We start from the raw sequence: 13179 nt of genomic DNA, 5'->3' as shown, positions 1-13179 counted from the left end.
CCTTACGGCTGGCTTTATTTTTACATAAAACAGACTAGAAATTAGAATTTTACGTTTACTTTAGCATACAAGTACTGACCAGCTGTATCATATGAAACTGGAATAGTGTTCATATCTTGGTTATTAGTGATATAAGGCACCTTTTCATCAAACAGATTACGAACACCAATTGTTAGTGCGGTATTTTCAAAGACAAAATAAGTACCTTGAAGATCATGATACCATACAGCATCAGCAATGTTATCTAAGTTACTAGCACTCGCATACAAATCTTCACCCTCTGATTGATAGCGAGTTTGCCAACCAACAGACCAATTATCCATTGAGTAAGTTAAGTTTAAGTTTGTACGTAATTTAGAAAATACAGCTAGTGTAGTTTCCCACTGGTCTGCAGCAACTTTACCTGCTGCTTCAATTTTATCAGCACCATCAAATGGAGTATAATCATACTTTTCAAGGTATGTACCATTTAAAGTTGCTGCAAAATCTCCTCCCATTATATCTGTCTTATATGTTAAATCGAAATCATAACCAGCAGTTTCAAATGCCGATAAGTTTGCATTAGTTAATAAGACACCAGCAACTGTTCCTAGCGCAGAGCGATATGGTGAAGTTGCGTGTGGTGCATCACCAGTTAAACTGGGACCTTCAACAAATTGACATAAAGGGCTGGAAAAGTTCTCTGAATTCCAACATGCGTTAATAACGTTATCAGTACCTGCTGTTCCGATACCATTGGTGATCTCAATATCGAAATAATCAAGGCTCATCGTTATACCGATATCATGACTATATACAAAACCTGCGGTAAAGCTATCAGACTCTTCAGGTTTTAAATCAGGATTACCACCAACAACTGTACTAGACTGATTTGAAGAAAGAGTAAAGTTACCAGGTAACCCCTCAGCAGCACAGTTAGCTTTCACTGTAGCCGATTGAGCACCAGTTGCATATTGCTTACAAGGCTCTGTATATGCCAGATTAGTCTCGCTCTGAGGAGCAAAAAGCTCGCCTATCCCAGGAGCTCGGAAACCTGAAGCGACTGTGGTACGAAGTAACAGCCCATCAATAGGAACCCACTCTAGTCCAAATTTGGTATTAGTTGAACTATCATTTAAGAAATCAAAATCGGAGTAACGTACTGCAGCTGTTGCCCGTAAAGACTCTACAAATGGAAGGCCTTCTAATAAAGGTAAATCAAGTTCTGTGTATAACTCATCAACAGAGTATTGACCCGAAGTAGGTTCCCCTGTAACGGAGTAGATTTGTCCAATAGACGCAGCACCGTCTGGAGTATTTGAGTATTCTTCCCAACGTCTTTCAAAGCCAGCAGCAAACATTACTTCACCGCCTGGTAAGTCAAATCCTAAACCACCGGACACGTTACCTTGTAACTGACGTGTCTCACCTCGAACTACAGGCGAATTAGGAACTAACATATAGGACAACATTTCACTTGTTAGGGTATTTTCTTCTAAAATATTCCAAACACCTGGACAATCAGAATCAGCGGCACACAATGCAGGATCAAGCATAGTATCGACACGAGTAGGGTTTACACGTCCAGTATCTAAACGTGTATCGATATAACGTGCGAAGTTGTAAGATAAATCCCAGTCATAATTACCTAATGAACCTTCAAATCCAAATACCATACGGTAGTCTGAAAAATCTTGAGAGAAACCACGACCACCTGTTTCAGATAAGCGGCGTACTACATAAATATCTTCACCAGCTACGTTATAAGGGTTCGATGCGGGCATTAATGGCCCCCAGAATGTACCTTCAGGAGCCATTAACTGGTCAGATTGGCGATTAGTAAAGCCTCCTTCAATAAACGTCGATAAAGTATCTGTAATATCGTAACGACCAGCGCTGTTAATGCTAAATACTTCTTGAGGGGTAACCATATAACTTGCAGGTGCAAAGTTATACGCATCTTTTGTAGGATCAAACAAACGAACCTGACCAGTAGTTTTATCTTTCACATATCCGCTACTACTTGGCGTGCCATCGGCATAATAAAACTGACCTTGCGGAATCGTTCCTGAGCCACCACAATATTTACCATTAGCATTTTCTGAAATTGGACATGCTGAAAAATCGCGGTCGCCCTGCCCAATAGCTTGACGATCTGTATACTGAAGTGATAGCACGACGTTACCACGTTCAGAAGAGGTACCAGTTGTTACTGAAAATAATGTCTTATCACCATCGCCTTCACCAGTAACATCATACTGGGCATTAAACTCAACGCCTTCAAAACTTTTCTTTGTAATAAAGTTAATTACGCCAGCAATGGCATCAGAACCATAAACGGTTGAAGCACCATCTCTGAGAACTTCGATTCGTTCAACATACGCGGTTGGAATTGAGTTCAAGTCACCAGATGCGAATCTGCGTCCGTTGATCAATACTAATGTACGACCAGAACCCAGACCACGTAATGAAGCCGTAGCATAACCACGACTACCGTTGTTAACAGAAGAACCTTCAGCACCTCCGTTTATAGCTGGAATATTTTGTACAAAATCTTCTAATGTCACGGCCCCTGAAGCAGCAATATCTTCAGAAGAAAAGACTGAAATAGGGCTAGCTGTTTCCAAGTCAGTGCGCTTAATACGTGAACCTGTTACCTCAATTCTTTCAACTTTTTCAGCAACCTGTTGGTCTGCTGCATTAACGACTGGAACGGAAAATGCCGCAATAGATGCGGCACTACCCAAAAAAGCTAAGCGTATAGAGTTAGCTAGAAAGCTGTTTTTATGCATTGTCAATCTCCCGATGTGCTAGTTATTCTTATTTTCGAGTTGCCCTCACCAAAAGCAAACAACTCGATAACAATGAAAGCACATGATTCGTTAAATATCAACAAATATTAACAACAATGATTACAATGTAACATCGAAAATCCTAATTAACCTGAGATCGGTTTAACAAGCCATAACTGCAATAGCATTAAACTCCGTTAAACTTCGTGTTAGTGATGTTCAATTGTGGCTTATTATCTTTCAATTGATAGGCGATGAGTCCCGCAATCGTATTGAGCATAAAACCATGTACACTACACCTAATGAGCTCAAGAATACTTCTTTAAAAAATTGATAGTGAGTCACTGAGAAAAATGGCAATTAATGCTGCGCAACTGGCAATATATATCTAGCTTTTGAGGTATATCGAGAATGAAATGGCGGAAATCTAAGATTTCCGCCATTTTCAGATGATAGGTTAATACTCAATGTGAGACTCAGTATCGGACTTTATGCCTCTGCGACCAATACGAACGTTCCACTTTGAAGGTAACACATTAGCTCGTGCGGTACTGCTTTAAAATACCATCTAACTCGACCGATGCATGGTGCAGATCATTGGCTAAGGTCACACTGCGCTGGGCCGTTTGTTTGATAGTTTCCGACTGATGGCGGATTTCATTCAATTGTCCGGCAATGTCGCGAGCGGCGACACTCTGCTCTTCCGCCGAGGCGGCAATTTGGCTGCTCATATCAAATACCGCATTGACCGATTGCGCCATGCCTTGAACATCATCACCGACGGCGATAATCGCACTGCGACCTTCATCGGCCTGATCGACTATCTCCATGGTAATGCTAGATAAACGACTCGTGCCAGATTGTAAGCCTTCAATCATGGCCTGAATTTCTACCGTGGCCTGTTGAGTTCGACCCGCTAAGGTACGCACTTCATCGGCTACCACAGCAAAGCCACGACCTTGCTCACCGGCACGGGCCGCTTCAATGGCCGCATTTAAGGCTAATAAATTAGTTTGCTGGGAAATACTGTTAATGGTTGTGACTACAGCATCGATACTCGCCGCATCCTTAGACAATTGTTCCACCGATGAAAACGCCGCGCCAATCTTAGTTGAGAGTAAACCAATGCTTTCCACTGTATGGCTAATACGCCCACGACTGGCCAACATTTGGGTTGAATTTTCCTTGGTTTGCAACGAAGTATTACTCGCATTAACAGAGACTTCTTCAATCGCGGAGGTCATCTGCGCCATCGCCACGGCAACGGAATCGAGGAATTGATGTTGGAACCCAATCAGTTTATCACTGGTGGCCGCCTGTTGATTAAATTCATCGGATGCCAATGATAAGGTCTGTGCATTTTTGCCAATGGCTGACACCATTTCACTCATATTGTCGGCGCAGCGATCGATTTCGCGGGCAATCAAACTGAAATCGTCAGTACCAAAGAAGTTTAATCTAAAGCTCAAATCACCATCGGCTAAGCGTTTGATGGCTAAGTACATGTCCCATAATCCACCACCGAGTGAAGTCGAAATCCAGTAACTCAGTTGGAATAAAGGCAACAAGCCCACTAATGCTAACCAGAACATAAAGTTAGCATCGCTACGCGCATCGGCTTCCCACTCATGGACATTCTGCGTCAGTTGTAAGGCTTGGCCTGACACACTGGCGCTGGCCGTCACTTTATCCCCTTGACGCTGCGCATCACTTTGCCTTGAAGTTACAGTTAACCCGTATTGACTAGCAAATTGAGATAAGGCGTCAGCTTCTAGCTTTTGCGCCGTTGCAACTTGCGCTAGGGTATCGACGCTAGCTTGAACCCGAGCGATAGAGGCCTGCTCAAGGTTACGGTGCGCATGTTGATAGTTGACAAGCGCCACGGCGGCCGTGATCAGCGCCACCATAGAACACACTACCCAAAACTTTCCGTTGAGACTGAACTTGATCAATATGGCATCAATGGTACGAAACTGGATTTGTTTCATCTTGATAATTCCTAAGAACAAAATGCTATTTGGCACTAAATCAGCAGTATAGCTCAGATCGCCACGACAACTATGTCAGTCATAAGATCTGAGCAGGTATTATGCTAATCCGCGCTAGCAACTTGGTTACGTGTGGCGGCAGACCACTTTTGTGTCAGAGTAACCAACTGCCCCGTTAACAAGCTCATGCTAAAACCTAATAAGCCACCAATGATCAACGACGGCACGACATTGGCCACATCACCCGCCATAGCAAAGGTAGTGCAACAGCCAATAAATGCGCCGGGAATAAAGCTAAGCTTTTGATAACTTGCCTGTAAACACATGGCCGAAGTGGCTATGCCGGTAAAAATATACCCAAATACGGGCGAAATAAAAAAGCTGCTACCCGAGATAATGAGCCAAGCCCAAAATACACCGGACAGGTTTGTGCACCACGCCATCATCACGCCCTGAAAGCCAGCCTTAGGTTGAGCAAAAAAAGTGCTACAACCTAAAAAGCCGATCCAAGTGACCAGATGAAAAGCATCTGCGACGCCACACCAAATAGCCGCCAATAGGCCGGCAGAAATAGCGACTTGCCAACGATTTTCCATGGATGACCCCTTTAGTAATTCTATTCACGGAAGTTTAATACCCTTGGGCGCTCTAAAATGTGTATTTTGAGGTAGCTTGGGTAAACATATTGGTTAAATTACCTCTATTTTGGTAACAAAAACCTGATCTATTGCTAATTTTCGGCATTAATGCCCGTAAAATCGCTAACAAGCAAATTTTTTGTGGTAAAAAAACGAAAAAAGCGCTTATTAGGCGCTTTTTTGTTCAAACAGCTTTCAGTTAACCCTTCTGCAGTGCCCTACACTCGCAATAGTTTATTCACGGGAAGATCGCGGATCCTCTGCCCCGTCGCCGCAAAAATCGCATTGGTTAAACTCGGGGCAACGGGCGGCACACCCGGCTCACCCACGCCTGCGGGCGGCGCATCGGATGCAATAATGATGATCTCCATATCAGGGGTTTGGGGAAGTCGCAGCAAAGGATAATCGTGGAAATTCGATTGCTGCACTTTACCCTCTTTGTAAGTGATTTCACCCATCAAGGCTAAACTCAGGCCAAATACAATCGCACCTTCTGTCTGTGCTTTTACCCTATCAGGGTTAACTATCGTGCCCGCATCTATGGCTGCGATGGCATTAAGCACTTTAAGCTGTTTATCCTCACTCACTTCCACCAACATAGCCACAGCGACATAACTCACAAAACTGCGGTGTACAGCAAAACCCCAGCCCTGATTTTTACCCGCCTTGGGCGCTTTAGCTTGGGCTTTTTCGACCGCGTCGATTACCCCAAAATAGCGACTGACGTCCACGGGATGACGATCAAGATCTTCGCCATAGTTGCCATATTTAAACTGTTGGTCGGTAAAGGTCTCACGCCTTGCTTCACCTAACAGGCTACGCCACATTGCAGGGCAAGAAACCTGAGAACGATGAGCCATTTCATCGACAAAACTGCCGACACTAAAACCGTGCTGAATGTTACACACAGAACGCATCCAACCAATACGGCTATGCGCCTGCGCTTTTACCGCTTCGTATCTTAAATTCGGCAAAGCAAAGGGCACATCCACAAAGCCTAAATCCAACTCACCGCCAGAGGGATATTCCACCCCTTCGGCAAAGGTTGAACTGATCGATGGGAATCCCGTACGGGCTAAAAGCGCGGTCGGTTTGTTGCTGGCATCAAACAGTGCCTGATAGGACTGGGCGCTGATAGCATGGTAATAACCGTTTTGAATTTCATCTTCGCGGCTCCAACTCACCTTAATTGGACGCTTGAATTGCTTCGATAACAGCGCGGCTTCAACGCTAAAATCAGGTTTAGATTTACGCCCAAAACCACCACCCAATAGGGTGACATTCACTTTAATCGCATCTTCTTCCATACCCAGCGCAGCGGCCACATTTTGCTGTGTACTTTGCGGCGTTTGGGTCGATGCCCAGATTTCACAGCCCTTTTCAGTCACATGGGCAGTAGCAACGGGCGGCTCAATAGAGGAATGGATTAAATAAGGCACGGTATAAACCGCCTTTAACGTATTCGCTTCGGGCCAGTTTTTGATTTCATCACCAACTTGGCGCACAACATTACCGCTTTGCTGTACCCGCTCGACCAACTCTTTCAAATAAAGGCTTGAATCATGCTGACTGTTGTCGGCTTGAGTCCAAGTGACTTTTAATGCTTTGCGCCCTTCAAGGGCACTCCACGTGTTTGTGGCGATAACAGCAACGCCGCCCAAAGCCTGAAACGCGGGAGCGCCCTTAGCGGCGGGCAAACGATACACATCCACGACACCGGCCACTTTGCGCGCTGCGGTATCATCCAAGCTTGCCACATCGCTCCCAAGCACGGGCGGGCGCATGATGCTGGCGTAGAGCATGCCCTCGAGTTTGATATCGTAACCATAAATCGCGCTGCCGCTTAACATGGCATCCATATCAACGATTTGGCGTGATGCGCCAATCTGCTTGAAATCTTTAACCTCTTTAAAGGTTAACGACTCAACGGCAGGTACGGGTTGCTCAGATGCGGCTAACGCTAACTCGCCGAACTTGGCCGAGCGGCCCGATTTAGCATGCAACACTTTATGGTCGGCGGTATGCACCTCGCTCACGGGAACTTTCCAACGTGCGGCGGCAGCCTGCTCTAGCATGGTTCTTGCCATCGCCCCCATCTGGCGCATGCGGTCGTAATTTTCACGAATACTGCGGCTACCGTCGGTGTTTTGGCTGGCATAACGTTTATCAGCTAAACCTTGAATAGGGACGATTTTATCCCAATCCGCTTCTAACTCTTCGGCTAAGACTTGCAGAATGCCGGTTCTGATCCCCTGTCCCATCTCGGAGCGATGGCAAGTGAGATACACTTTGTCGTCTTCACCAATGGCAATAAACAGATTCAGCCGCGCTTCTTTATCCTGCGCCAGCGCCATGGGGCTCCATGTTAGTCCGCTCGCCCCTAATGCTAATCCGCCCCCTACTGCGCCAAACAGTTTTAGCACGTCGCGGCGGCTGATATTTTCTACGGCAGTAAAAGTACTCATATTAGCCCTCCTGTTTGGCATAGTTTTGCAGTGCCGCTTTAATCCGCGGATATGTGCCGCAGCGGCAGATATTCCCCGACATGGCCGAGTTGATTTGTGCTTCAGAAGGTTTCGGATGCTGCGCCACTAACGCCGCAGCCGACATCAATTGTCCCGCTTGGCAATAGCCGCACTGGGGCACGTTATGTTCGGCCCATGCATTTTTAAGCTTTTGATTATCCAGCCCTTCAATTGTTGTCAGACGTTTTCCCTGTGCCTGCCCCAAACTGGTTAAACAGGCGCGTACGGGATGGCCGTCTAAATGCACAGTGCAAGCACCGCATAACCCTGCACCACAACCATATTTAGTGCCCGTGAGCCCTAAAATATCCCGTAACGCCCACAGGATTGGCATCTTAGGATCGGCATCTAAGGTAAATGATTTACCGTTGATGAAAAGTGTTTGGGTGGAAGCGGCGGTACTGGCTTCCTTGATAACTGCAGTGGTTGATAATACTTCTGCCATAACTCACTCCTTAAGTGCCAACCACGACGCAAGATCGGCTTGGGTATCAATATCAATTGCGGCGCGGGGTAGTGTTATAGCGACTAACGCTCCCTGCTGTGCTTGTTGTTTTAAAATAGATTTCGCCCCGCGATCACCACTCAAGTGAGTGAACTGCGGTAATGTAGAGGCATTAAAAATAGCAGGTACACCTAAATCATCCAAATAATGGGCGGCAACGTCTTTACCGGTTTCATGCCATGTCAAAATCAGTTGTCGATAATCGTCTGCACTCAAGGCCACTTGGTCTGCCAATGTCAGCAGCATGGCATCAAAGCCCTGCTCCTTGGCATAGCTTGCCGCCAAACTCACTGAGGATGCCAAGCCTGTTTGCCACTGTGGATTAACTAAAATATCAAAGGGTTGGCGGGAATGAAGCTCGACTAATAATGGCTGCAATATGTGCTGATGAGCACCGAGTATGATTAACAAAGGCGTATGCTGGAGCGAATGAATGTCTTGGCGATCCACACCTAAATCTTGGCAACTAAGCTGCTGTAAACGCTCAACATGAGTGTTAATGATGGTTTGTTCGCGAATTTCCGTAGCACTATGTGATGGTAGAAGTTGCGCTAACTTAACCCCATCAAAGCGCTTACTCCCACCTGCCGCGAGTACCACAATCAACAACCGTTTGGATGAGCATGGCGCCTGCGCTGCCGACTTTAGCACTGCTGAACTGGGCTGTCTCGAACCGGGCAGTGTCGACGTTAGCGCAGTGGACTTTTGCACTGGCGGCAACGTCATCAACGCATTATCTCATCGAGATGTTTTAAGGTTGCGCCATGGAGCACGCCGTGACACTGGGCCAAAATACTTAAGGCCACGGCACTCGGTAACTCGCCGCCAAGGGCAAGCCCCGCGGGAGCAGAAAATACCCCAGTAAAAGATTCAGCACTGAGCCCTGCCATTCCAAGCACTTTATCCCGTCGATGGGCAGGACCAAGCAAGGCGATATAGGCTAGCGGATGCGCTTGAATGACCTTTAATGCCGCAGCATCTAAGCCCAAGTTATGGTTCATCACCACGGCGCAATCCAATTGAGCGATATGATTCGCGGTTAATTCCCCCGCGGTCAGTTTCACTATATGGGCATGGGGGAAATCCGCCGCTCTGGCATAGGCGGTACGACCATCGAAAACAGTCACTTGCCAACCTAAAGTGTGGGCCATGGCGGCAACAGGCTTAGCATCGATACCACCACCAAAGATCCCAAGATGGAATCTTGGTCTCAAGGGAATAATCAGTGATTCTCCCGCGTCTTGAGTGAAGACGCCCGTGCGTACAAAATCGCTGGCGGGGAACGGCGTCAACTCCTCAGAATAAAACGCAGCGTGATACTGGCGCGCATCAGTCCCCGCTTTGACTAAAGGCAATTGGTAAAACCCCGACCGACCGTGACGAAATGCCTGCACTAGCTCAACTAAGCCAAGATCATGATTCTCTTTTAGCAGAGGGATCAACATGATATCTACTATGCCACCACAACCGAGTCGATAGCTGGCATCGGACTCATCGCTTGCATCATAGGTGACGCACATGACTTGCTTAGTCTGCATGGCATTTTGAGCATGGCGACGTAAATCGGCTTCTAAACAGCCGCCACTTAACATACCCACACCTTGACCAAACTCATGGAACAACATCATGGCACCGGGTTTACGATAAGCCGAACCTTGAATTTGGGTGATCACCGCAAGTACCCAAGCGTCATCCGCCAGTGGTAGCCAATGCTCTAGTAAATCTTCGATTTGGTGATCCATCCGCAAGGACTCCATTGGGTTAGGGAGATTTAAAAAATTTAATGCGCTTATAGCTATTGAAACTATCAGCCGTTAATAACGCAGCTATCGACGTCTATTTGTCATCAAAGCTTGACGCAAGTTTTATCAGCAAATAAAACCGCTTCGTCAAACGCTCGCATTAAACATATGGACAACCAAGTTAGCAAAGGCGTGTGCGTATTGAAAGGAGTAATAGATTTCAAAAAGTGTTGAAGCATAAAATATGTTCAGGGGAAGCTAAAGAGGAAGAATAGACGTCCATGTCTTGAGTGGCGTTTGTTCGCAAATCAATCACATTTATCTAAAACTGGTATTCGCCCGCCTTAGTGCGCAGTATCTGGGATTGGTTGTCTAGACTAATGGATGTCGATTCAATCTGTTCGATAATCTGTGATACTTCACGGGAATTATCGCGGATCACCATCATGCTCGAAGCGATTTCTTTAGAAACCAAGGATTGTTCTTCGGTTGAAGCGGCAACCTGAGTATTGATCCCATGAATCGCTTCCGTACTGTGACGAATATCCTCAAATACTGCCACGATACGTTGCAGTTCTACCCCTGCCTTTTGCATTAGCGTCGCCGCTTGAGTCACAGATGTACCCACTTGATTCGTACGGCTTTGAAGGCTTGCGACAATATCATCGATTTCCTTGGTGGAATCTTGAGTGCGCTGGGCTAATGATCGAACCTCATCAGCTACCACAGCGAAGCCTCGTCCTTGCTCACCGGCCCGTGCGGCTTCAATCGCGGCATTCAGTGCCAGCAAATTCGTCTGCTCAGCAATCGCCTTAATCACACTCAACACATTGCTGACTTGGGTACTTTCGTTCACTAGGTGTGACATAGAGTCCTGAGTATTCCTAAACTCAGTTTCTAATACCGACATGGCTTTCAACGCTTCCGATACTGTCTGTTTACCTACAGTGACATGCGTTTCATTTTCGGCGGCGCGGCTTTCAGCATTCGAAGTGCTCTCACTCACATGCACTAAGGTCGTGGTCATTTCTTCCATCGCACTGGCGCTGGCATCCAGTTCTCTCGCCACCCGATTTGAGCTTTCACGCGAAATTTGAATTGATGCTTTAGTTTGCTTAGCTAAATCAGCCACCTCTTTTGCAATGCCATCCGTCGTCGATAATGAACTGGCAAGGGAAGAGATAAACAAGTTGATTTGATTAACGATTTCGCCAATTTCCCCCTGAGTCGTAACAGAGATCCGTCGCGCAAGATTTTTAGAACGCTGAATATCGAGCAATTCAACACAAGTCTGCACTAAGGGAGTCACAATCCTGCTCTTAACGATAATAAATCCGCCAACGGCGGCTAAAATCACGATAAATAACACCAGTTGGGACCAGTTTAATGCCGCATGCAGGGAGTCGAGTCGGTTATTCACATCACCATCGGTACGTTTATCCAATGCTGTAAAAAACTCATCAATCGGCTGCATGATCTTAGCTTTTTCTCTGTGGTATTGGTCGCTATGTAATAACTCCCTCGCCATGGTTAAGTTAGGCTCACCTTTGATCGTGTAGGTTTGGGTGTTGGGGTCCATAAAAATACCTTTAACGGCATTCATGGCTTTCACTTCGAGGGCGACTAACGCATCTGAGTTTTGCTGAGCTTGTTCAAGGTAACGGAATTCTTCATCAGAAAAACCGAGGGACTTCATTTGCGTGTTTATCGCAATGCTAGCACCGTCGGGTTTTGGCTTATCGCCATAGCTCAGCACCAAATCCCAGTAAATCTGGTGATATTTTTCAGGTCTAGACTTCTCACCATTACGGATAGCCAAAATATCCATATACATTTTTTCGTATTTTTCATCACCCGTAACAGCGTAAGTTCGAGCGAGACGCGTTAGGTCATCGGAACTTTGTCTTAACTCATCGGCAACTTGATAGGACTGATATCGCACGCTAGCCGCATCATTAAAGAGATCGATTTTAGACTTAACATTGAAGCTCAATACCGCAGAAATCACAGCACTCGCGACTATGGTCGAAAAGACCACGCTCATCATTGTTTTTGTTTTCATACTTACCCCAGTAGACGGAAGAACTGCTTTAAGTCTAGAAGGAAAAACAGAAAACATAAAAAAGGTTGGTTTATTAGCTGAAATAATCATTTGATTTGCGAGTGATTATCGCTCACAAATCAAGCAATGCTGAATGGCGTCTCAATTACAGTAAAAGTTGGTCCGCGACAAAGGGGTTATGCTCGCGCTCTTCACCAAAAGTCGACATAGGACCATGCCCAGGAATGAATTCAACCTCGGCGCCTAAGGGCCACAGTTTTTCGGTGATCGAGTGAATTAAATCCTGATGATTTGATTGGGGGAAATCGGTGCGGCCGATAGAACTTCGAAACAAAATATCCCCCACCCACGCCAACTTAGATTGGGCAGAGAAAAGTGCAATGTGTCCCGGCGTATGCCCAGGGCAATGCAGCACAGATAAACTTTGCTCGCCCACTTTAACAATATCGCCATCCTGCAGATATTGATCCGGCTCAAAGGCATCGCAATGGGGAAAACCAAAATTTTGGCTTTGCTTAGGTAAGTTATCAATCCAGAATTTATCGGCAATATGCGGGCCAATAATCGGCACATTGGCGGCTTTCGCTAAGGCTTTTGCACCACCGACATGATCGATATGCCCATGGGTAAGGAGGATTTTTTCGAGGACGAGTCCAAGTTTCGTCACTTCGTTTTGGATCCTATCAATATTCCCACCGGGATCCACGACTGCCGCACGCTTGGTTTTTTCACACCAGATCAAGCTGCAATTTTGCTGAAAAGGTGTCACTGGAATAATCTGATACTTCATAGCTTCAATCTCGTGTTATCCATAAGCGATAGATTACGCTAAGAAACTCATCATGGCTCAAATTTATATCCAAAAAATTGATCTTCACCAAAAGCTAATCAAATAATCCTAGCTTACGACATAAACTATTTTGTCTATACCCAAGTTAGCTGAAGATA

9 protein-coding genes and 1 pseudogene are annotated in these 13179 nt (G+C 45.9%); all 10 read right to left on the bottom strand.

Annotated features, from left to right (window positions below):
• Window positions 1–41: 41 nt before the first annotated feature.
• Window positions 42–2771, bottom strand: a complete 2730-nt coding sequence (locus L5M29_RS06065) for a TonB-dependent receptor plug domain-containing protein (protein WP_263166754.1) — start codon at window positions 2769–2771, stop codon at window positions 42–44.
• A 162-nt stretch (window positions 2772–2933) separates the two neighbouring features.
• A pseudogene (locus L5M29_RS23785) lies at window positions 2934–3066 on the bottom strand (IS982 family transposase); the annotation flags it as partial.
• Between the two features lie 241 nt (window positions 3067–3307).
• Window positions 3308–4759, bottom strand: a complete 1452-nt coding sequence (locus L5M29_RS06060) for a methyl-accepting chemotaxis protein (RefSeq protein WP_105252107.1) — start codon at window positions 4757–4759, stop codon at window positions 3308–3310.
• 104 nt (window positions 4760–4863) lie between these two features.
• Window positions 4864–5355, bottom strand: coding sequence for a DUF1097 domain-containing protein (locus L5M29_RS06055; protein ID WP_028761013.1), 492 nt, complete (start codon window positions 5353–5355; stop codon window positions 4864–4866).
• Window positions 5356–5615: 260 nt separating this feature from the next.
• Window positions 5616–7862, bottom strand: coding sequence for a xanthine dehydrogenase family protein molybdopterin-binding subunit (locus tag L5M29_RS06050; protein ID WP_263166748.1), 2247 nt, complete (start codon window positions 7860–7862; stop codon window positions 5616–5618).
• Between the two features lies 1 nt (window position 7863).
• Window positions 7864–8367 (bottom strand): (2Fe-2S)-binding protein, encoded by a 504-nt coding sequence (locus L5M29_RS06045; protein ID WP_113940726.1) that lies wholly within the window; start codon window positions 8365–8367, stop codon window positions 7864–7866.
• A gap of 3 nt (window positions 8368–8370) precedes the next feature.
• Window positions 8371–9153 (bottom strand): nucleotidyltransferase family protein, encoded by a 783-nt coding sequence (locus L5M29_RS06040; protein WP_263166745.1) that lies wholly within the window; start codon window positions 9151–9153, stop codon window positions 8371–8373.
• Window positions 9153–10169: an XdhC family protein gene (locus tag L5M29_RS06035; protein WP_168824222.1), complete on the bottom strand. Its 1017-nt coding sequence runs from the start codon at window positions 10167–10169 to the stop codon at window positions 9153–9155. The genes L5M29_RS06040 and L5M29_RS06035 overlap by 1 nt, the downstream gene beginning before the upstream one ends.
• Window positions 10170–10491: 322 nt before the next feature.
• Window positions 10492–12231, bottom strand: a complete 1740-nt coding sequence (locus L5M29_RS06030) for a methyl-accepting chemotaxis protein (RefSeq protein WP_028761018.1) — start codon at window positions 12229–12231, stop codon at window positions 10492–10494.
• A 145-nt stretch (window positions 12232–12376) separates the two neighbouring features.
• On the bottom strand, window positions 12377–13021 hold the full coding sequence (locus L5M29_RS06025; protein WP_263166743.1) for an MBL fold metallo-hydrolase: 645 nt from the start codon (window positions 13019–13021) through the stop codon (window positions 12377–12379).
• Between the last annotated feature and the right edge of the window lie 158 nt (window positions 13022–13179).

The sequence above is a fragment of the Shewanella sp. SM95 genome (assembly GCF_025653595.1).
Taxonomy (GTDB): Bacteria; Pseudomonadota; Gammaproteobacteria; order Enterobacterales; family Shewanellaceae; genus Shewanella; species Shewanella oncorhynchi.
The sequence above is the reverse complement of the archived record's forward strand: the minus strand, read 5'-3'. Positions and strand labels throughout refer to the sequence as shown.

What these genes read in the sequence shown, in the direction of transcription:
- L5M29_RS06035 (WP_168824222.1), bottom strand. Translation starts at nt 10,169, where the DNA reads ATGGATCACCAAATCGAAGATTTACTAGAGCATTGGCTACCACTGGCG.
- L5M29_RS06060 (WP_105252107.1), bottom strand. Translation starts at nt 4,759, where the DNA reads ATGAAACAAATCCAGTTTCGTACCATTGATGCCATATTGATCAAGTTC.
- L5M29_RS06065 (WP_263166754.1), bottom strand. Translation starts at nt 2,771, where the DNA reads ATGCATAAAAACAGCTTTCTAGCTAACTCTATACGCTTAGCTTTTTTG.
- L5M29_RS06025 (WP_263166743.1), bottom strand. Translation starts at nt 13,021, where the DNA reads ATGAAGTATCAGATTATTCCAGTGACACCTTTTCAGCAAAATTGCAGC.
- L5M29_RS06045 (WP_113940726.1), bottom strand. Translation starts at nt 8,367, where the DNA reads ATGGCAGAAGTATTATCAACCACTGCAGTTATCAAGGAAGCCAGTACC.
- L5M29_RS06030 (WP_028761018.1), bottom strand. Translation starts at nt 12,231, where the DNA reads ATGAAAACAAAAACAATGATGAGCGTGGTCTTTTCGACCATAGTCGCG.
- L5M29_RS06040 (WP_263166745.1), bottom strand. Translation starts at nt 9,153, where the DNA reads ATGACGTTGCCGCCAGTGCAAAAGTCCACTGCGCTAACGTCGACACTG.
- L5M29_RS06050 (WP_263166748.1), bottom strand. Translation starts at nt 7,862, where the DNA reads ATGAGTACTTTTACTGCCGTAGAAAATATCAGCCGCCGCGACGTGCTA.
- L5M29_RS06055 (WP_028761013.1), bottom strand. Translation starts at nt 5,355, where the DNA reads ATGGAAAATCGTTGGCAAGTCGCTATTTCTGCCGGCCTATTGGCGGCT.